The sequence below is a fragment of the Lactobacillus sp. ESL0228 genome (assembly GCF_003692825.1).
Classification (GTDB): Bacteria; Bacillota; Bacilli; order Lactobacillales; family Lactobacillaceae; genus Lactobacillus.
In genome coordinates this window covers 46,657-65,845 of the sequence record NZ_REHJ01000002.1, presented here as the reverse complement: position 1 = coordinate 65,845, position 19,189 = coordinate 46,657, and the positions used below count along the sequence as shown (strand labels likewise).

The 19,189-nt window shown below is 36.0% G+C and carries 18 protein-coding genes, 2 pseudogenes, 1 riboswitch and 1 other annotated feature; of the genes and pseudogenes, 9 read left to right on the top strand and 11 right to left on the bottom strand.

Annotated elements, in window-relative coordinates; genetic code table 11:
* Positions 1-657 precede the first annotated feature (657 nt).
* Both F5ESL0228_RS00595 and F5ESL0228_RS00590 read right to left on the bottom strand, forming a co-directional pair.
* Complete coding sequence (locus tag F5ESL0228_RS00595) at positions 658-1,314, bottom strand: alpha/beta fold hydrolase (protein WP_122017639.1); 657 nt, start codon at positions 1,312-1,314, stop codon at positions 658-660.
* Positions 1,311-2,156 carry a glycosyltransferase family A protein gene (locus F5ESL0228_RS00590; protein ID WP_122017638.1) on the bottom strand — a complete coding sequence of 282 codons (846 nt, stop codon included), beginning with the start codon at positions 2,154-2,156 and terminating at the stop codon, positions 1,311-1,313. Before F5ESL0228_RS00590 ends, F5ESL0228_RS00595 begins: the two co-directional genes overlap by 4 nt.
* 146 nt (positions 2,157-2,302) lie before the next feature.
* Here F5ESL0228_RS00590 and F5ESL0228_RS00585 point away from each other — a divergent pair, with 146 nt between their 5' ends.
* Positions 2,303-3,247, top strand: a complete 945-nt coding sequence (locus F5ESL0228_RS00585; protein WP_122022522.1) for a DUF1002 domain-containing protein — start codon at positions 2,303-2,305, stop codon at positions 3,245-3,247.
* A gap of 26 nt (positions 3,248-3,273) precedes the next feature.
* Here the strand turns inward: F5ESL0228_RS00585 and F5ESL0228_RS00580 are convergent, their stop codons facing one another.
* Positions 3,274-4,077 (bottom strand): ribonuclease H family protein, encoded by an 804-nt coding sequence (locus tag F5ESL0228_RS00580; RefSeq protein WP_122022521.1) that lies wholly within the window; start codon positions 4,075-4,077, stop codon positions 3,274-3,276.
* A gap of 71 nt (positions 4,078-4,148) precedes the next feature.
* Between F5ESL0228_RS00580 and F5ESL0228_RS00575 the strand changes: the two genes are divergently transcribed.
* Positions 4,149-5,099 carry an alpha/beta hydrolase gene (locus F5ESL0228_RS00575; RefSeq protein ID WP_122022520.1) on the top strand — a complete coding sequence of 317 codons (951 nt, stop codon included), beginning with the start codon at positions 4,149-4,151 and terminating at the stop codon, positions 5,097-5,099.
* Positions 5,096-6,553 carry a cardiolipin synthase gene (gene cls / locus F5ESL0228_RS00570; protein ID WP_122022519.1) on the top strand — a complete coding sequence of 486 codons (1,458 nt, stop codon included), beginning with the start codon at positions 5,096-5,098 and terminating at the stop codon, positions 6,551-6,553. The genes F5ESL0228_RS00575 and cls overlap by 4 nt, the downstream gene beginning before the upstream one ends.
* Before the next feature lie 171 nt (positions 6,554-6,724).
* On the opposite strand, the gene F5ESL0228_RS00565 is transcribed toward cls, so the two are convergent.
* The gene (locus F5ESL0228_RS00565; RefSeq protein WP_122022518.1) at positions 6,725-7,201 is read right to left on the bottom strand and encodes a hypothetical protein; all 477 of its coding nucleotides are present in this window, start codon (positions 7,199-7,201) and stop codon (positions 6,725-6,727) included.
* Positions 7,202-7,325: 124 nt separating this feature from the next.
* Positions 7,326-7,567 (top strand) — a binding site (T-box leader).
* 55 nt (positions 7,568-7,622) lie between these two features.
* On the opposite strand from F5ESL0228_RS00565, the gene asnA reads away from it, so the two are divergent.
* From asnA to F5ESL0228_RS00550, 3 genes are all read left to right on the top strand, one after another.
* On the top strand, positions 7,623-8,636 hold the full coding sequence (asnA, locus tag F5ESL0228_RS00560) for an aspartate--ammonia ligase (protein WP_122022517.1): 1,014 nt from the start codon (positions 7,623-7,625) through the stop codon (positions 8,634-8,636).
* Positions 8,637-8,745: 109 nt separating this feature from the next.
* Positions 8,746-9,450, top strand: coding sequence for an NAD-dependent protein deacylase (locus tag F5ESL0228_RS00555; protein WP_122017631.1), 705 nt, complete (start codon positions 8,746-8,748; stop codon positions 9,448-9,450).
* Positions 9,451-9,605: 155 nt separating this feature from the next.
* The gene (locus tag F5ESL0228_RS00550) at positions 9,606-10,385 is read left to right on the top strand and encodes a TerC family protein (protein ID WP_122022516.1); all 780 of its coding nucleotides are present in this window, start codon (positions 9,606-9,608) and stop codon (positions 10,383-10,385) included.
* Here the strand turns inward: F5ESL0228_RS00550 and F5ESL0228_RS00545 are convergent.
* Positions 10,380-10,739, bottom strand: coding sequence for a DUF488 domain-containing protein (locus F5ESL0228_RS00545; RefSeq protein ID WP_122017643.1), 360 nt, complete (start codon positions 10,737-10,739; stop codon positions 10,380-10,382). The two genes, F5ESL0228_RS00550 and F5ESL0228_RS00545, sit on opposite strands and share 6 nt — an antisense overlap.
* Positions 10,740-10,781: 42 nt before the next feature.
* Between F5ESL0228_RS00545 and F5ESL0228_RS00540 the strand changes: the two genes are divergently transcribed.
* The 3 genes from F5ESL0228_RS00540 to F5ESL0228_RS00530 all read left to right on the top strand — a co-directional run bounded on the left by F5ESL0228_RS00540 (position 10,782) and on the right by F5ESL0228_RS00530 (position 14,171).
* A complete protein-coding gene (locus F5ESL0228_RS00540) occupies positions 10,782-11,414 on the top strand; it encodes a DNA-3-methyladenine glycosylase (protein WP_122017629.1) in 633 nt (210 codons plus the stop codon).
* A gap of 111 nt (positions 11,415-11,525) precedes the next feature.
* Positions 11,526-11,701, top strand: a riboswitch (Lysine riboswitch).
* Between the two features lie 107 nt (positions 11,702-11,808).
* Positions 11,809-13,422 carry an ABC transporter substrate-binding protein/permease gene (locus F5ESL0228_RS00535; RefSeq protein ID WP_122022515.1) on the top strand — a complete coding sequence of 538 codons (1,614 nt, stop codon included), beginning with the start codon at positions 11,809-11,811 and terminating at the stop codon, positions 13,420-13,422.
* Positions 13,422-14,171, top strand: a complete 750-nt coding sequence (locus F5ESL0228_RS00530; protein ID WP_122022514.1) for an amino acid ABC transporter ATP-binding protein — start codon at positions 13,422-13,424, stop codon at positions 14,169-14,171. The genes F5ESL0228_RS00535 and F5ESL0228_RS00530 overlap by 1 nt, the downstream gene beginning before the upstream one ends.
* A 96-nt stretch (positions 14,172-14,267) precedes the next feature.
* Here F5ESL0228_RS00530 and F5ESL0228_RS00525 read toward each other — a convergent pair.
* The 6 genes and pseudogenes from F5ESL0228_RS00525 to F5ESL0228_RS00505 form a co-directional block, all read right to left on the bottom strand.
* Positions 14,268-14,384, bottom strand: a pseudogene (locus tag F5ESL0228_RS00525) (IS3 family transposase); the annotation flags it as partial.
* A 4-nt stretch (positions 14,385-14,388) separates the two neighbouring features.
* On the bottom strand, positions 14,389-14,874 hold the full coding sequence (locus F5ESL0228_RS00520) for a hypothetical protein (RefSeq protein ID WP_122022513.1): 486 nt from the start codon (positions 14,872-14,874) through the stop codon (positions 14,389-14,391).
* A gap of 98 nt (positions 14,875-14,972) precedes the next feature.
* On the bottom strand, positions 14,973-16,787 hold the full coding sequence (locus F5ESL0228_RS00515; RefSeq protein ID WP_122022512.1) for an FtsX-like permease family protein: 1,815 nt from the start codon (positions 16,785-16,787) through the stop codon (positions 14,973-14,975).
* 10 nt (positions 16,788-16,797) lie between these two features.
* Positions 16,798-17,547, bottom strand: a complete 750-nt coding sequence (locus F5ESL0228_RS00510; RefSeq protein ID WP_122022511.1) for an ABC transporter ATP-binding protein — start codon at positions 17,545-17,547, stop codon at positions 16,798-16,800.
* A gap of 166 nt (positions 17,548-17,713) precedes the next feature.
* Positions 17,714-17,845: a hypothetical protein gene (locus F5ESL0228_RS08520; RefSeq protein ID WP_255409558.1), complete on the bottom strand. Its 132-nt coding sequence runs from the start codon at positions 17,843-17,845 to the stop codon at positions 17,714-17,716.
* Positions 17,846-17,945: 100 nt separating this feature from the next.
* A pseudogene (locus F5ESL0228_RS00505) lies at positions 17,946-18,958 on the bottom strand (IS1182 family transposase); the annotation flags it as partial.
* Positions 18,959-19,189 lie beyond the last annotated feature (231 nt).

Genomic DNA, 19,189 nt, shown 5'->3' with positions numbered 1-19,189 from the left:
GAACAAGCAAAAAGTATCACTATTACAAAAGTTGGCAAACCGATTAACTATATTAAAATAGTGGTATCAACATTGCACTGGTATTTTGAATAGCGCAGTTAGTATAAATGTATATAGCCATAGGTTTAGACTAACAAATTGAATTATAAAAATACGAAACAAGAAATATATAATTCAAAAATAGTCGTAAATAGGAAATAAAAGCTATTACTAAATGCGCTTAAGTTTATGATATATCAATTTGCGGGATCGTACAGAGTATATAAAAAAAAAAAAAAAAGTAATATATAATTATCGTTATTTGAGAAAATAATAAACCTTAGAAAAAGCTGGATTTAATTAAAGTTAATTAGCTACTAGCATGGGGTTAGCAATTACTAATTAAGTAAACAACGATTAATAAAATGCGTTAAACAAGCTAAGAAAAAGTAAACATAAAATATTAGATAACGGTAGTTATTAATAATAGATTAAGATTTTGTTATGCTTAAAAGCAACAAAAAAAGGCAATATCTGCCTTTTTGATTATTATTCAATATAAACTATTAAGCGCATAAAAAAGCGTTAAACTCCTTGCTTAACACCTATCTATAATTTGGATTTAAAATAATATAATAACTTACTACCACACTTAAATAATATTTAGTCTATCAGTATTTATTTAAAGAATGTTTCCATTAAATCAAGCAACTTAAAGCTTTTAACTGCATAACTGTTATGCTTTTGTCTGGGCATTATCATTAATTGTCCTTGCGGGATTAACTGGCTGTACCAGCGAACATGCTCAACTTTAACCCAATCCTTTTCACCAACTACACAGTAAGTTGGTATCTTAATTGCTTTTAAGCTGTCAACCGACAGGTAACTTTCTGTCAATTCAACACGACTTTCGCGATTCAGCTGCAAAAAGCGAAGACAACCTTCCGTTAAATAATGATACGGTCGAATTCCATTACCATTAACGAAAACACCTGCTACCATTAACTTTTTAAAAATTGCCTGGTCTTGACTTGCAAGCATCATTGCTACAAGACCACCAGCATCAAAGCCAAAGCAATAGCAACCACGAATATTAACTTTTCGAATGAAAGAAGCCACATCATTAACCTCAGATTGATAATGCTGCGCAACTTCACCCTGACTTAGACCATGCCCACGCATATCGAGTACATAAACAGTATAGTATAAGGCTAACGGCGCTATTATCTGATCAAACATCCCACCATCCAAATGATGGCCATGTAATAACAGCAACGGCTCTCCCCTACCTAATTTACTATAATAAAGTTCGTTACCATTAACTTGTACCCTCATCGCTGATTCCTCTCACTAATATCAATCAGTTTTTGTTCAGAAAGATTGCTTTTCTTATGTTCCTGCCACAAACTCTGAACAATTGTTTTAGCGACTATATAATTCGCTTTAAAATTATCAGGAATCATCTTCAAATTAAAGTTATGTACCATACTGTCTTTACGCTGCCAATAGTGATATAGCGGTTGACTATTACAATAAAAGCCTTCAGTTAATGATAGATATTGAACATTAAAAATTTGATCTTCCATAAAAGCTAAGTTTTCCATGAACTGTAGCTTATTTTGTTTAACAACTGAGAGCTTATAACCCTTATTCCAAGTATAACCTTTGACCGGTGTTCCTAGAATATGATTATCAAATAGCGAGCCCAACGGATTATTGATCAATTGATAGCTGCGCAATTTATTCTTCATGCCACAAATAATTTTTTTGGTTACCGGTACAGAGCCATGTCTGCTTTCATAATCTAGCCAAAAACCACATGATACCATCGCTGCATCCGGATGATTATGAAATGCCTGCACAAAAAAGGCCGTATAACCAGAATCAACCCAATCATCACCATCATGAAAAGTGAAATATGGTGTATCAACATGAGCAATACCAACATTGCGTGCATCTGACAGCCCACCATTGGACTTGTTAATAATTTTTAAATATCGAAACTGACTACGGTAACTTTCGGCTATTTTACTTGTATTATCGGTTGAACCATCATTAATAATTAACAACTTAAAGTTAGGATTATCTTGTTTAGCCAAATGATCAAGTGCCCGCCCAATGTACTTTTCAACGTTGTAAACGGGCATAATGACCGTTAATTCAGGTTGCTGAATCATAGCACCCCTCCCTTATTATTTATTATACCATCTTAAATTTTCTTGAATTTTAAAAATACTATAAAATAGATTTCTACCAATACAATAATTATCCTTTTATCATTTGTATTTAGTATAATTGGTTAATTAAAAGGAGTTATTGATTTATGAAAAAAGCAAAAACAATTCTAACCATTATTGTAACGTTATTCTTTAGCATTTTGACCATTAATGGCTTTCAGCAATCAGTTAGAGCTGAAAATTTACCAATTGTTAGTCTAGGCACCTCCCTAACCGCCAACCAGCGTAGTGGCACAGTCAAAACTTTAATTGCGCCACTTAATAGTGCAAGTTATCAAACAACAACTATTAATGGTTCCGATTTAGTTAAGTATCTTAATCCATCCGGCTCTAATTTCACGACCAATTCTGGTGTTTGGTCAAGTGCAATGATTCAAAAAACCAGCGCAGGCAGTGGAATCAATGTCCGCATTCTTCCTTACGAAGGCCATAATAACATTACAACCATTACAGCCGACCAATACAAAAATGCAGCTTTAACCGCAGGAATTACCGATGCCAACATTTACGTTACGAGTGCTATTCCAATTGATGGCTCCGGCGCTTTAGCCGGTGTCTATGCGGCTTACAGTAAACATGGCGAAGAGCTCAGTCAAAATCAAGTCAATGCAGCACAAGATGAAATGGGAACACTGAGCAAAATTACCAAAGAAAACAAGAATAAAGACGGTTATAGTGATGCCCAATTAAACAATGCAGTTGCGGGTGCCAAACAAGAAATGGGAAAAATTGGTAATAACGTTTCTGATAGTCAAATTCACGATATCGTTAACAACCAGATAAATATTAACCATCTTGGTAATGTCATTAATGACAACCAAAAGCAGCAAATCATCAATATTCTAATTGAAATCCGTAATTCTGGGGCCTTAAAAGACAATCACTTTAAGGATCAAGCTGGAGAACTTTCGAAAAATATTGAAAAAAATGCCAAAGGGATTTTTGATAAAATCAATACTCCCGAAAATCAAAATCTATTTGAACAATTATGGCACAATATCAGTGATTTCTTTAGTCACCTTTTTGGATGAGTAATTGTAGTGCAAGGCAAACAGTATCACATCTGATCCATAAACTTATTTAATGTACGATCAACAAATTCATTGCCACGATTATTGGCATGTCCTTTAGTCCATTCAAATTTAGGCTGTAAAAATTGTGCAAGCAATCTGTCAAGTTCCTGCCAACATTCAAGGTTTGCAATTTCACCAGGAGTACTCTTGCGCCAACCACGCTTTTTCCAGCCCTTAAGCCAGCCTTTAATAATTGGATTTAAGACATATTGTGAATCAAGAACAAATAATAATGGCTTCTTATTAAAACCTAATTCAAGCAACTTTTTTAGAGCTTCAATTAAGGCTGTTAATTCCATCTTATTATTAGTAGCACCAAATTCACCATTTGAATCATAAGTTGACATTTGCTTGCCTTCTTGCTGCCACTCAATAAGATAAGCCCATGCTGCTTTATCAGTTGCCCGCACGTGACCGCCTTTAAAGTTGCCAGTATTGCGGGTTCCTCCATCGGTGTAAATTGTTGCAAAATATTCGCTCGACTTATTCAAATTACTAAAACGGGGAGCTGTTTTACTTTGCGGTGGATTTGATTGCTGCTTTGATATTTTTGAAATAGTTTGGCTTTCATTCTGGATCTTGGCAATCGCCTGCTTTAATGAAGTTTCATCCTTTTGAAAAAATTGATTAACAGTTGCTCTATCCCAATTCAAATATTCGGTAGCATCTGTTACCTGTTTAAAGGACTTATATTCCGCGTTGGGATAGCCATCAACCTGTTTTTTTGCCGCTTCCCAAGTGCGATAAACACCTGGTTGACGACCTTTTTTGACTGCATAGAATTTCATTTGTATCTCTTTTCTTAAAAAATTTGCCAGCAATGCTAAAATATAACTAACTCTAGTATTAAGGTGGTATTATGTTTTTCAACACAAAAAAATATAAAGAAGATGCGGAAAAAAACCACAAACACAATCTATCAAAAGATCCCAGTCGATTCAATATGATAGCATTAGCAATTTTGGCGACAATTGCACCTCTACGTATTTTTTTGCGTCTTCATAAGCAACATATTGATGATAGGACGACTGTTGAAAAAAAGCGTGGTAATTTTGAACAAATACCCATAATATATTTTCATGGTTTCCGTGGCGGTGATTATACAACCAACGTTATGGTTAAAACAGCTTTAAAGGAAAAAGGTGACACCAATTACCTCAAAGTTACTGCTGATTTACTAGGTAACTTTAAATTAGAAGGCACTTGGACCGGTGATGAAAATCCCATTATTCAAGTTGTTTTTCGTCAGCGAATTGTTGGCGTTTATGCAATTGACTACTACTTACGTTTTGTATTACCTTTTTTAGCTAAACATTATCACTTTACCCATTATACCGCTGTTGCACATTCATTGGCGTGTCCATGTGTGGTTCGGACTGAAATGCGCACATATCGCAAAAAAAACTTTCCCCGTTTAACTAAGTGCATCTTCATTGCAGGACCATTTGACGGTGTGACTTATTTAGGCGACATTCCCAATGTTAACGGCTTTAATCACAATGGACGGCCAAATGTGATTAACATACATTATCTGTATCTACTATTTCACCGTAAACAATTTAATCCCAATATTTCTGTATTAAATATTTATGGTAACGTTTTAGATAACACCAACAGTGACAAATTTATTTCAGTTATTTCGGCCAAAAGTATTCGTTACATTTTAGCGCCCAATGCAAAATCTTATCATGAGGTTGAAGTTCGTGGATCTAAGGACGCTGAGCATAGTTGGATGCATGATAATCCATTTGTGATTAATATGGTTAATAAATTTATTGGTTTTAAAAATAATTCAGGAGGACTTAAGTGAGTCTATTACGGGACGTATTTTGGATACTCATTATTACTAATACCATCTTATCTTTTTACATCGTCTTTCACAGACGCCGTTCAGTTTCAACTACTTGGGCTTGGTTAATTATTTTATTAGTTTTCCCCATTATTGGACTAACTATTTATGGTTTTTTTGGTCGAGGAATCTCACAAGAAAATATTTTTGCAATCAATAAGCAAAATCACATCGGCTTACGCAATGTACAAAAATCAATCACAAAAGCGCCAAAAAAGACTAGTACAGCCGATACTTCAAACAAGGCTAAAATTGTTGTCCGCTTCTTTGATCACAAGGGTGAGTCGCCGTTAAGCAAAAACAACCATGTTAAACTATATACAGATGGCGAACCAATGTTTCGTGATATGATGCACGATATTGAACGTGCAAGACAGACAGTTAACGTTGAGTTTTATACCTTTTATAATGATGAAATTGGTAATGAATTTCTTAATTTGCTAATTAAAAAAGCCAAGGCTGGAGTTAGCGTACGTCTTCTTTATGACGCATGGGGATCACTAGGTGCTACTAAAACTTGGTTTGATCAGTTACGCAAGGCTGGTGGCGAAGTTCTTCCTTTTATTACTTCCCGCAACATGATTACTAGATACCGAATCAATTATCATTTGCATCGCAAAATTGTGGTAATCGACGGCAAGACATCCTGGACAGGCGGTTTTAATATCGGAGACCAGTATTTGAGTCGTAAGAAAAAATTTGGCTATTGGCGAGACAGCCAAGTTCGAATCGTTGGTTCGGCTTCCTTACTTTTACAAGAGCGGTTTGTGATGGATTGGAATGCTTCTATTCAAAAGGAAAAACAGCTAATCACATTTAACACCTTACTTTTTCCCAATTTAGATGAAAATGAAATTCGACCAGGAGATGTTGCAATGCAAATTGTCTCCGATGGTCCTGATCATTACAATGCCAATATGCGTAATGGAATTATGCGTTTGATGTCACTAGCCAAAAAACGTCTCTGGCTGCAAACACCTTATCTGATTCCCGATGATGCAATGTTTGCCACTTTACAGACAATTGCTATGTCTGGGATTGATTTGCGCATTATGATTCCTTGCAAACCCGACCATCCTTTCATTTATCGGGCAACACAGTGGTACGCTAACGAGCTATCACGATACGGTACCAAAATCTATATCTATACTAAAGGATTCATTCATGCCAAAACAATTGTAGTTGATGATACCTTTGCTACAGTAGGGTCAATGAATCAAGATTATCGTTCTTACGACCTCAATTTTGAAGATATAGCCGTTTTCTATGATAAAAATTTTGCTCGTGAAGTAGCACAATCTTTTGAAGAAGATATGCAAAATTCTTACTTACTGACACCTCAAATGATTGCACAACAAGGGCGATGGCTTAAGACACTACAAAGTTTTTCACGAATGTTATCACCGATTTTATAATCAAAAAATTCCACTTAGCAATAATCCCATAACTAAGACTTAGTTATGGGATTATTTACATAGTTAAGTTAGCAAAACAATAAATTTAGTCTACTAAATAACGTAAAATTTCAATCAGGAATTTTCATTTCAAACACAATCAAAAAAGCATACTATTTTTGAATAGTTGCTCTATATAATATCTTGAATTTCAATTTTAATGTCATGATGGATATGCTGTTTTAAAGCTTCAACAATCTGCGCCACCCCATGTGAAAAACGCAAATAGTATTGGCGGTTCTGCTGTGTTGTCAGAATACAAATCACTTGCTGTTTTCTCGGATTCGGTACCCTAATTAAAGTTACAAGCATTATATCCGAATAAGCAACTGTTCGACGAAAGTAGCCCGATACAACTACTTTATTTGGTGCAAAACCTGTATAACCGTCAATGATCGCCATAATTAAAAAAATTGCCAAAAAAATCCCTAAGCCTTGGTCACTTTTTTCAATTAGCTGCCAAGTAAAACCAACCCATATAAAAATAATAGCCCAAACAACTGAAGATATCCGATACTGTCCCTTTAAGTCAATACTTGCTTGCCAATACCAACTATAACAAGTATAACCGAACAATATCGCATCTAACATAAGATAAAATCCAACCATAAAATTCTCCTCGAATATGTAGTCCAATACATTATAACAGACGAAGTATTTTTAGTTAGCTTTACTCTCTCGTCTTAACTTTTACTTGATTTTTTGTTAAAAATATTATTAAATATAAATTAGATAAAATGCAATGAAAAAGACGAGTAAATAATTTATCTCTTTCAGTGAGCCAGTGATAATGCGAAACTGGCAGACCCTGAATTATTGAAAAACCCTTTTTAGCAACGCTCTGAAATAGAAATTAAAGTAAGCAGCGTCGTCGCCAGTACGTTATCACGCTGGTGAAGCATGATTGTGCTTCATGAGTTGGTCCGATTTCGGACAATTTAGGTGGTACCGCGGAAAAAGCCTTTCGTCCTTAGTTTTATTAAACTAGGCGAAGGGCTTTTCTTTGCACTAAAAACTGGAGGTAAACACCATGACTTTAATTATTCCTAAGGATTATCATCCCACTCTGACTATTCGTGACACAGAAGCAGCAATTGTCTTTATTCGTGAGCGGTTCCAAGCCATCTTAGGTCAAAAATTAAATTTGCAAAGAATGTCTGCACCACTTTTTGTTGAAAAAAGCACCGGATTAAACGATAACTTAAACGGATTTGAGCGTCCCGTTACTTTTGATGCTAAAGAACTTTCTAAGGACGATGAAGTTCAAATTGTTCATTCATTGGCTAAATGGAAACGAATGGCTCTTAAAAAATATAACTTTGTTATGCATGAGGGACTTTATACTAATATGAACGCTATTCGGCGAGATGAAGACCTTGATAATTTTCACTCAATTTACGTTGATCAATGGGACTGGGAAAAGATAATTGCGCAAAATGAGCGAACTGAAGAAACTTTAAAAACTACTGTCCTGCAGATTTTTGACGCAATTAAATTAGTTGAATCGGAATGTGCTAACCGTTACCCAGCATCCACTCATCGTTTACCAGATAAAGTTCATTTTGTAACAACCCAAGAACTTGAAAACACATGGCCGACTTTAAGCCCAGAAGAACGAGAAAATAGGATTGCTCAAAAAGAAAAAGCTGTTTTCATTATGAAAATTGGCGACAAGCTGCAACATAGCGGTAAGCCCCATGACGGCCGTGCACCAGATTATGACGATTGGCAATTAAATGGCGATCTCATTTTTTGGTATGAACCGCTTAAGCAAAAGATTGAAATTTCTTCAATGGGAATTCGTGTCAGTCCCCAAAGTCTACACGAACAGCTTAAAAAGTCTGGTCATCTTGAGCGCGAACAACTTCCATTCCACAAAATGCTGTTAAAAAACGAATTGCCGTATTCCATCGGAGGTGGTATAGGTCAGTCTCGTTTATGCATGCTTTTATTGGGAAAAGCACATATTGGTGAAGTGCAAGCAAGCATATGGCCGAAAAAAATGATTGAGGAGTGTCAGGCACACCACATTCAAATTTTATAGTTTTCAAAATTCATATGGTGAGCAAGCTGCTTACCATATGAATTTTTATTTATACAAAAACTTGTAGTAAACTATCATATAGTTGTCACTACTTTTAGGGGGAAAAATGATGATCAAAGAAAAGCAATTAACCGAACTCAAACAAGATATTACAATGGCAAAACATATTGTATTTTTAACCGGTGCCGGTGTTTCAACTCATTCTGGTATTCCAGATTATCGCTCAAAAAATGGCATTTATGACGGTGTTTCAGAAAGTCCCGAAACAATTCTAAGCCAAGAAACGCTTTTAAAGCGTCCCGAGTTTTTCTATCATTTTGTGATGAATAATATGTATTTTCCTGACGCTCAGCCCAATATCATTCATCAAAAAATTGCGGAAATTTGTAACCAAAAAGGTGATCTTATCACACAAAATGTTGACGGATTGGACAAAAAAGCAGGTAACAAGCATGTAACCGAATTTCATGGCAGCCTTTATCAGATATACTGTACTAAATGCCAGCATAATGTAGACTATTTAGAGTATGCTCATTCTTTTCGCCATCAAAATTGTGGCGGTATTATCAGACCAGGAATTGTTTTATATGGTGAAGCAATTAACGCCGATAATCTGGCAAAATCAGTTAAGGTAATGCAGCAATCAGATTTAGTGATTATTTCTGGCACAAGTTTTGTTGTCTATCCCTTTGCCCAGTTGCTATCTTACAAACACCCCGGTGCCAAGGTTTGGGCAATCAACAAGACAGAAATACCAGCAACAGATATTTCTGAAATCATTGATGATGCAATTAATGTTTTTAAACAAATTTAATTGATTTCAATATTCACCTTAATTATTACGAAACACTGAAACCCATAAGTGTTTATGGTAAAATACCATGACGATTATCCCCATAGCATTGAGGATACTATTTTACAAAGCAATTAAGAATTCACAAATAATCAGTTTAGAAAAGAGTTTAAAAGATGTCCTTAATCAAATTGTATGCCCCCTTCTTTAGCATTAACAACTGGCTTCATGTTCTAACCAGCGGTAAGGATTGGTTAATTATTCTAACTTTGATTTTGATGGAATGTCTTCTTTCTGTAGATAATGCAGTAGTTCTAGCAGCTCAAACCAAGGCTTTGCCTGATAAAAAGCAACAGGAAAAGTCTCTCATTTATGGTATGTGGGGAGCATATATTTTTCGTTTCATCGTCATCGGTATTGGAACTTATCTTATCAATTTTTGGGAAATCAAACTAGCTGGTAGTATTTACCTCTTCTATCTTTCGTTTAAGTTTTTCTATGATCAGCATCATAAATTGAAAACACAACAAAAGGAGCAGACTAAAAAAGATGATTTTTTAGTGCATAAGAAAAAAAGCGGCAAACATATTTTGTCTCTTTTCTGGCGAACCGTTATTTCAATCGAAGCAATGGATATAGTTTTCTCAATTGATTCTGTTCTAGCAGCACTTGCTGTCTCAAGTAATCCAGTGGTTGTATTAATTGGCGGAATGATCGGTATCTTATGTATGCGAGGAGTAGCAGAAGTAATTATCAAACTAATGGATATCATTCCTGAATTGCAGCCTATGGCTTATCTCTTAATTGGTATTATTGCTCTGAAATTATTCCTGTCACTGCCACCACTACATTACGAAATTTCTAATACCGCTTTTGCATTACTTGTATTTATAATTTTGTTAATTACCATTGTCTTTCATTTTTGGAAAATCAAAAAACATAGACATAAATCATAGTCGTTGTTCAATATAATCTTTAAGTACAATCGCTTGGTTGTGCTTTGTATTTCTAGAACCATATAAAAAGACTACGTCTTGCTCAAGCAGTTGCTTTTTTACTAATATTAAAAATTTTTTCGTATTTGGATTTTCATCCAGCTCCTGGCAATATCTTTGTTTAAATATTAAGAATTTATCGTCATCGTGAGCGAACCACTTGCGCAGATCCAAACTGGGACTTATTTCCTTAGCCCATTTATCTATTTGAACTTCGGCTCTACTTTTCCCTCTTGGCCATAAACGATCTACCAAAATATGATAGCCAACCGGAATTTCATGCTCATAAACGCGTGCTAGTATTATATCTGTCATCATTATCATTCCTTTATTTTAGTATACTACTCGAGAAAGAAAATGAATTATTCATCTTACTTTACCAATCGTCCAACCGCAGAAATTTGTGCAGATTTACTCGGACGCCCCTTAACATTTAATGACGGCAAACAGATTTTAGGAGGTTATATTGTTGAAGCAGAAGCTTATTTAGGTAAGAAGGATCGGGCTGCACATTCCTATGGTGGCCATCGCAGTCCCGCTAACGAAGGTCTTTACGCTCGCGGTGGAACCATTTATATTTATGCTCAACGGCAATATTTTTTCTTTGACGTGGCAACGCAAAAAACAGATGAACCCCAAGGAATTTTAATCAGAGCAATTGAACCAACATGGGGAATCAATCAAATGGTTATAAATCGGGCAGGTAAGGTTGGTCCTTTACTTACCAATGGCCCTGCTAAAATGATGCAGGCGTTAGGAATCCATAACAAAAAATGGAATCTTCATTTTTTAAGTGATTCCCCTTTTACCATTGATTTAAATGATCAACACCAAAAGCAGGCTGCTGAAATTCTATCCAGTCCTCGAATTGGAATTAATCAGTCTGATCATGAGTGGGCACAAAAGCCGCTGCGCTTTTATGTTGCTGGCAATCCCTATGTTTCAAAAATGCCCAAAAGTGCTTATCAAACTACTCGAGGTTGGATATAACAACTAAAGAACGCTGACTAACTCTACATAAATAAAATGATGAAAAAATGATAATTAACTGTTGACAAAAAAAAAAAATTAGCCTATTATCACCTATAAGTTAATAATTTCCAATGCAATAGAGGTCGCGGTGATTACAAAGTTAATCTGAGTGTACGAACACGATGAAGATTTTCTGTAAGAGTTACCGCCGAAATCAAAAACTGTTCGTATCAATTTTTGGTTGGGCTGCACGAGAATATCTTGCAGACTGTCCTAGCTAGTTACTAGGGAGCGCTATATGATTTGTCTAATGAATTAGATTATAACCTCGTTGTTTAACTTCAACGAGGTTTTTATTTACGCTTTTTATTGTATTGGCTTTATTTGAAAAAAGTTTTTGGAGGTTTTCAAAATGAAGTCAAGATATAAATGGATAGCTATTTTAATGGCAATATTCGCAAATTCATTCATTATATTTAATTGGGTTAATCCGGTTAATGCGAAAGATAATAGTCCCTTAAAGATAGCCATGGAAGCTAATTATCAGCCCTATAACTGGACTCAGACAGATGACGCTAATGGTGCTGTACCAATTGAGGGATCACATACTTATGCTAACGGCTACGATGTTAAAATTGCTAAAATTATTGGTCAACGGCTTCACCGAAAAGTTGTTGTTGTTAAAACCGAATGGGATGGATTATTACCAGCTTTAACCAGTGGCAAAGCTGATCTAATTATTGCCGGAATGAGTCCCACAGCTGAACGGGCAAAAGCAATTAATTTTTCCGAACCGTATCGACGTGGTACATTCGTGGTAATTACTAAGCAAAATAGTAAATATGCTAATGCAAAGAAATTAACTGATTTCAAGGGTGCAAAATTAACAGCTCAACAAGGAACATCACATTACGGCATGATTAAACAACTTATCGGTGCCAAAAGGCAAACAGCCATGCGTGATTTTGCTGCTATGCGTCAAAGCTTAATTTCTGGTACAATCGACGGTTATCTTGCCGAAGATACCGAAGCAACTTCGTTTAAGTTAGTTGATCCTGACATTAAGGCAATTCCAATTAGTAAAATGCCGGGCTTTCACGTTTCTAAAGAAGAATCGGAAACATCAATTGGGATCGCTAAGCCCAACAAATTATTACTTAAACAGGTTAATCAAGTTTTAGCAACTATTTCAATAGCTGAAAGAAATAAAATGATGACGGATGCTATTAAACAACAGCCTAAGACTGATGACACCAATAAAGGCGGCAAAAAGGAAAATTGGCTTGTTTCGATTTGGAAACAATATGGCAATATGATCATGACTGGTATTGGAATGACCCTTTTGTTAGCCTCAGTGGGAACAATTGCAGGTTTCTTTATTGGTTTAGCAGTTGGAATCATCAGAACAATCCCTACTCCAACATCTACTAGTAAAAAGTGGCTGCTTAAAGTGGTTAACTGGTTACTTACAATTTATATTGAAATATTCCGTGGTACACCAATGATGGTTCAAGCAGCTGTAATTTACTATGGTATTGCCCAATTTTGGCACCTAAATATCGATCGAACCATTGCGGCTTTGATAATTGTCTCAATTAACACGGGAGCCTACTTAGCCGAAATTATTCGCGGTGGTATCATTTCTACTCCTCAAGGACAATTTGAAGCTGCTAGTGCTTTAGGAATGACCCATAATCAAAGAATGTGGCATATTATTTTACCGCAAGCTATTAAGAATTGTTTGCCATCAATTACTAACGAATTTATTGTTAACATTAAGGATACTTCCGTATTAAGCATCATTTCAGTATCGGAATTATTCTTTGTAGGAACGACTATCGCTAGTCAGACATTTAAGTTCTTCCCAACTTATCTCACAATTTCTGCTATTTACTTAGTTCTAACCTTTACTATTACCAGAATTTTCAACATGATTGAAAAGCATCTTCAGGGTGATAAAAATTACAACTTAATGGCCAACCAAGTACAAGTTGGCGAGCCTAAGAATATGGGGGCTAACAAATAATGACTGCAACAAATGAAACGATTTTAAGTTTAAAACATTTGCAAAAATCTTTTGGTGAACACCAAGTTTTGCGTGACATTTCTCTTGATATAAAAAGAGGCGAAATTGCTACTATCATCGGCCCTTCTGGCGGTGGTAAATCAACTACTTTACGTTGCATTAATCTCTTAGAAGAACCAACTTCCGGTGAAATTGCTTTTCATGGTGAAAATGTTCTTGCTTCTTCTTATAACCGCAACATCTATCGTGCTAAGGTAGGAATGGTATTTCAGCAATTTGACTTATTTGAAAACAAAAATGTCCTTGCTAACTGCATGGTTGGTCAAGAATTGGTTCTTAAACGCTCTAAAGAAGAAGCACGTAAGATTGCACTTAAAAACTTGGAAAAAGTCGGCATGGCAGAATATATCAATGCCCGTCCTAACCAATTATCCGGTGGACAGCAACAACGAGTAGCAATTGCTAGAGCAATTTCAATGGATCCAGAGATTCTATTGTTTGACGAACCAACTAGTGCCCTTGATCCAGAAATGGTCGGTGAAGTTCTAAGCGTAATGCAAAACTTAGCTAATACTGGGCTAACAATGATTATTGTAACCCATGAGATGGCGTTCGCGCGGGACGTATCTGATCAGATTTTCTTTATCAGTGACGGTATCATTGCCGAGCAAGGTAATCCAGATCAATTATTTAATCATCCACAAAATGAAAAAACCACGAAGTTTTTAAGTAACTTCCAGAATAATTAAATCAGTGACCAAAAGTATTTGAGAAAAACTCAACTCAAAAAGGAATGTTAGAATAAAAATGATCTGAACCCTAAAATTAGAACAGATTATTAAGCTTTAACTTAGGACTAGTTTCCGATATTTTATCGGAGCTAGTCCTTTTAATTTTATTTTTATTCTCTCGTTATTGTAGTAGACGATATATTCTCTGATTGCCTGTTCTAATTCGGCTAGATTCTTAAAATTCTTTTGACTGACTAAGACGTGTAATTTTTTTACAAATTCGTTCTCGACAGTAAGTTTCAAGTTCTGTTCTTATATGTCCTTGTTCTGCTACTTGAGACGCTAATTTTCCTGTTTGATTAGCTTGTCTTTGGAAGTCATGTTTAGCGCGTCCTTTCGGTTTAATAACAATATTATTTTGTAAGAGCGTAACCCAATTAGCTAATGTATCCTTACTTTTGAGTCCTAAATCAGGCGAACCATGATAAGCAGGTTCATGATTAATAATAACTCGTTTAATAGCCTGTTCTTTAAATTCTATAGAATGGCTGGTATATGTTTGATTTAAAATATTTAAGCCATATCGCTCAATTAAAGTAATAAGGTATTTAATATTTTCAGCTCTAATATTATATCTCAGGCTTAATTCTTTTGGTCCAGGGCCATAGTTTTTCCATAAATTATAAATATCAATTTTATTTTGTTTAGATAATTTAGCCATAGTAAAATCCCGAAATTAGAACAAACTAATTTCGGGGTTCAGATCATTTTTATTCTAACATTCCTTTTTGAGTTGAGTTTTTCCAAGATACTTTTAGTTTAATTATTTTTTTCATAGTCTAAAACGATCTTTTCATACAATTTAACCGTTAAATAATAGTAAAACAAATACAAAACAAGAAAGATCAAAAAGGGAATCCAGATTTTGTTATAGGGGTGTGGCAGAAAAATACGAAATAGCTTCAACCCGAATAAGACATCGATCACACCTAGAATTGCTGGTAAAAGAAAGAGTGTACCTATTTCTTGCCTAATCGAAGTATGCAATACTCCTACCTGCGTACCCATCTGATAAAGCATCTTATAACGCGCTTTGTCGCTTGACGTCCCGCTCAAGACCTTGAACATCAGAGTTGAAGCAAGCATGGTCAAAAAGGCAAAGCCGAGAAAGAAACCCATAAATTCAAAACCGCTACTAAAACTACTTATGAACTGGTAGCTGCTTGGCTTACTAGCACTATACAAGTTGTCATAAGCCGGATTTTCCTTTAGCTGCTGCTTTTGAATGAGCAGCAAGGTAGGATAATCACGTTTGAAATTCTCTACTTTTAAAAACGTAACAAACTTATTTTGCCCCTTGAGTTTTTGCCACTTGGCATTTGAAACTAAACGAATGATTTTAGCTGTACCGTTAGGTACCAAGGCACCAAAAGCATTGTTAGCATTCGTTCCCGGCCGATCCAGCTTTTTGATTGGCAATGTTTCAAGATGATAAGTTGGATTACCATTTTTCAAAAAGAACCTGACGTTTTTAACTGGTTTGTTTGTAAACTCCCCACGCTTAAAGTAAAGGTGAGCTTTATTTTCCTTATAATGATATGTTTGGCGGCTCTTAATAGCTAACCGAGCGACTTCTTTTTTAACGGTGGGGGAAGTGCTGACCAAGGTTGTATCGTAATAAATGTTTTCTTCCACTTGGTCTTTCAGAGTATTGAAGTTCAAACCGACCGTAATAGCGCCCAGCGCCAGCGCAAATAGCAGCGATATTACCGTCAACATACGAGTATAATCATGCAAGCGAAATTTCAGCTGACCCAAAGTAAATATGCGAATACCATGATATGAAAAACTCTTTTTCTTAATTAAAAAATTGATTATTGCGCTGAAAAAGGCGTTAAAAGTAAAATAAGAACCAGCAACAATCGTAATGAGGGCTGCAGGGATGATGAACAAAATCATCGCCCCCGGCAGACTCATAATGTAGTAGCCAGTAGCCAGCAGCACAAGCCCTAAAAGTGCCTCGATTGCCCGTAATCCAGTATGTTGCCGGTATTTGAATGGCTTTTGATTTTCATGTAGTAAATCAATTACCGGTGTTCGAGTCAATTTGTGTACGTTTTTAAGTGCCTCTAAAAAGAACATGACTATAAAGAAGATAACGGTCCACAAAATAGCAGCAGGCAAAATCACTTGAAAGTGGCTAATTGTCAAATGCAATTTAGCAATTAGCAATCGGGAAACGAGAGCCGTTAGACCAAAGCCCAGGAGTATTCCCAATGCCATTGCCAAGGTTCCTGTCACCAGAGTCTCACAAAAGATTAGCAGTCCGATTCTCGTGCTTTTAGCGCCCAGCATCATGAACATGCCATAATCATGCTTACGCATATTAAGCAAAAAGGAGTTAGCGTAAGTCAAATACACCGAGCTGATTATTATTAAGAGAACGATACCCAAGGCAAAGATAAAGTTTAGGTAATCGGTGGGTGCTTGAATGTCTTTACTGATAAAACTGGGATTAATTGCAATCGTCAAGAACATATAAAAAATCATGCTGGCGACGACCAAGCCAGAAAAAAGTACAAGATAATCCTTGAAGCGGTTTTTAATTCCTGTTAAAGATAATTTCCAAATCATGATTTACAGTTCACTCTCCATTTCCCAAGTGATCAATCAGCAGGTGATAAAATTGTTGCCGCGCTAAGCCTGACTTCAGCAGTTGCTCCCCAATCTTGCCGTCTTTGATGAATAAAATTCGACTAGCAAAACTGGCTGCATAAGGATCATGCGTGACCATCAAAGTCGTGATGCCATCATTTTGGTTTAAGTCAGCCAGCGTATCGAGCAGTTCCTGTGCACTGGTTGAATCAAGTGCCCCGGTTGGCTCGTCGGCTAGCAAAATTGCGGGTTCATGAACTAGTGCCCGTGCAGCAGCTACCCGCTGCTTTTGTCCGCCTGACACCTCTGCAGGATACTTGGGCAAAATTTGCTTAATCCCCAGCCTAGTTGCAATTTGCTCAACTAAGGGATCTATTCGCCTGCTTGGTACGCCACGCAAGCTTAGCGGTAACGCAATGTTTTCCCGGTTAGTTAAATTTTCTAGCAAATTAAAATCTTGAAAAATGAAACCAATTTGTCTGCTTCTAAAATCGGCTAGCTGGTTAGCATTCAGCGCACTGTTATCTTGATGGTTAATAAATATATGCCCGCTCGTTGGCTTGTCTAGCGTTGCCAAAAGGTTGAGCAGCGTTGTCTTCCCTGACCCCGATGCGCCCATGACAGCAACAAACTCACCTTCTTCAAGTGCAAAATTGATTCCCTTTAACGCTTGATATTGTTTTTCACCCTGCTTGCCATAAGTCTTGGTGGCTTGATCTACTCGTAAAATTTCGCCCATTGTGTTTCCTTTCATTTTATCTCTGTGTTACATTTTACTAATACACTATAGCAAAAACGTGAATTTGTCAATCTCCTAATTAAAAAAAGATAAATTTCTTCAAGCAGAAATTTATCTTTTCGTTTGTATTTTCAATTTTCAACTACGCTTATTAATTTTTTGTTTACTATCTTATCCACTTCAAGACGGTTTTGAGTGGCCTCACAATCAATGGTGTCACAATTGCCGTAAAAATCGCTTCGATCACGCCATTCATCCCCAGAACGATTGTCAGCACCACAATCAGCGGCGTGTTCATAGTAAAACTCCCCATGTTACTAATCAGTTCGTTCGCTTAATTCATAAAAATCAAACTAGTCAGCAAGATGACCATGACCGTGTTAGTTAAAGAAGTGATTGCGCCCGTTCTTAGTTTTAGCTAGTTCGATCAGTTCATCTGTTAACTGAAACTCATCTGCTTCATAGATTTTAAGATCGGATACTAAACCCGTGCTCTTATTTTTACGTTTGCCGTATCTTTTAAAGTTGAAGCGCACTCCTTGCCAGTCAATGTAATAATCATCCTGTTCGTTATAAGTCCAGTTAGGCAGCTTAGTCGGATCTTTTTTACATTTTCTAGTTTGTTCCTTATCGTAAAGACCATAAGGAATATAATAATTTTTATCTTCATACTTGTTTTCAAGCAGAGAATAATTGTATTCACTGCCATAGCCAGCATCGGCAACAATATTCTTGAACTTATCTAAAACAGTCATCTACGCCAAAAAGGGTTCTGAAGTCTTAAAATCCGTTGGGTTAGGGTAAAGCGCAAAGTTTACTACATAATGGTCTGTAGTTTCGATTTGAATATTATATCCAAGCTTGAGCTCGGCGATCATTGTTAGGCCTCGACTTAGTTTGCGCCTCTTCTTAAGTGATCGTCTAGATTACTTCTTTTCGAATCAGTTCATCATAAAGTTTAATTGCACTAATTTTTAATTTGGCATGAAACTTTTTCACTGCTTTTTTCCCAACAAAAGTATACTTGTTGGCATCAGCTGCAATTTTAGTCCCGTCAATAAAAATGGCATCTTCTTTGATCAATCCTTCTGCCGGCAAAAGATTAATGAAATAAACAAAAGCTTGCTTAATCACCTGATTGGCATGGTCGCTAGATCTAAAGTTATTGATCGTATTGATATGAAATATGCCTACCGCCGAGAATAAGAAAAAAGTAAAATTTTAAGAATCATAGCTAGGGGGACAGGCTGGTCTGCCAGTATCTGTTTTATCAGAATTATTTTCAAGCATAACATTATCAGGAATAGAATCCACAAAGTTACTGAATAACCTGAGCAAGATGATTTTTAGGGATAGAAAAGTCTAAGTTCAGTGTTAAAGCAGTTTGACCTGTGATATAATTTTGATACATGAAAAGTTTACCTTTTTTGTGATAAATTAATAATATCAAGGTTGGGGCAGAATATATATGAAAAATCCGCTAGAGCTTAAAGGTTCTAACGGATTTTTTGCTTTTTAGTGTCTAGTTTTTTCCCAGACACTTTTTATTCAGTTTATAATACCTTGGGCCTTTGAATTTGGCAATCAAATTTTTCTTTCTAGCAAACAGATTGGCTGCCCAAAGCAAATATGTGATTCTTAT

What these genes read in the sequence shown, in the direction of transcription:
- F5ESL0228_RS00595 (WP_122017639.1), bottom strand. Translation starts at nt 1,314, where the DNA reads ATGAGGGTACAAGTTAATGGTAACGAACTTTATTATAGTAAATTAGGT.
- F5ESL0228_RS00590 (WP_122017638.1), bottom strand. Translation starts at nt 2,156, where the DNA reads ATGATTCAGCAACCTGAATTAACGGTCATTATGCCCGTTTACAACGTT.
- F5ESL0228_RS00585 (WP_122022522.1), top strand. Translation starts at nt 2,303, where the DNA reads ATGAAAAAAGCAAAAACAATTCTAACCATTATTGTAACGTTATTCTTT.
- F5ESL0228_RS00580 (WP_122022521.1), bottom strand. Translation starts at nt 4,077, where the DNA reads ATGAAATTCTATGCAGTCAAAAAAGGTCGTCAACCAGGTGTTTATCGC.
- F5ESL0228_RS00575 (WP_122022520.1), top strand. Translation starts at nt 4,149, where the DNA reads ATGTTTTTCAACACAAAAAAATATAAAGAAGATGCGGAAAAAAACCAC.
- F5ESL0228_RS00565 (WP_122022518.1), bottom strand. Translation starts at nt 7,201, where the DNA reads ATGGTTGGATTTTATCTTATGTTAGATGCGATATTGTTCGGTTATACT.
- asnA (WP_122022517.1), top strand. Translation starts at nt 7,623, where the DNA reads ATGACTTTAATTATTCCTAAGGATTATCATCCCACTCTGACTATTCGT.
- F5ESL0228_RS00555 (WP_122017631.1), top strand. Translation starts at nt 8,746, where the DNA reads ATGATCAAAGAAAAGCAATTAACCGAACTCAAACAAGATATTACAATG.
- F5ESL0228_RS00550 (WP_122022516.1), top strand. Translation starts at nt 9,606, where the DNA reads ATGTCCTTAATCAAATTGTATGCCCCCTTCTTTAGCATTAACAACTGG.
- F5ESL0228_RS00545 (WP_122017643.1), bottom strand. Translation starts at nt 10,739, where the DNA reads ATGACAGATATAATACTAGCACGCGTTTATGAGCATGAAATTCCGGTT.
- F5ESL0228_RS00540 (WP_122017629.1), top strand. Translation starts at nt 10,782, where the DNA reads ATGAATTATTCATCTTACTTTACCAATCGTCCAACCGCAGAAATTTGT.
- F5ESL0228_RS00535 (WP_122022515.1), top strand. Translation starts at nt 11,809, where the DNA reads ATGAAGTCAAGATATAAATGGATAGCTATTTTAATGGCAATATTCGCA.
- F5ESL0228_RS00530 (WP_122022514.1), top strand. Translation starts at nt 13,422, where the DNA reads ATGACTGCAACAAATGAAACGATTTTAAGTTTAAAACATTTGCAAAAA.
- F5ESL0228_RS00520 (WP_122022513.1), bottom strand. Translation starts at nt 14,874, where the DNA reads ATGGCTAAATTATCTAAACAAAATAAAATTGATATTTATAATTTATGG.
- F5ESL0228_RS00515 (WP_122022512.1), bottom strand. Translation starts at nt 16,787, where the DNA reads ATGATTTGGAAATTATCTTTAACAGGAATTAAAAACCGCTTCAAGGAT.
- F5ESL0228_RS00510 (WP_122022511.1), bottom strand. Translation starts at nt 17,547, where the DNA reads ATGGGCGAAATTTTACGAGTAGATCAAGCCACCAAGACTTATGGCAAG.
- F5ESL0228_RS08520 (WP_255409558.1), bottom strand. Translation starts at nt 17,845, where the DNA reads ATGAACACGCCGCTGATTGTGGTGCTGACAATCGTTCTGGGGATGAAT.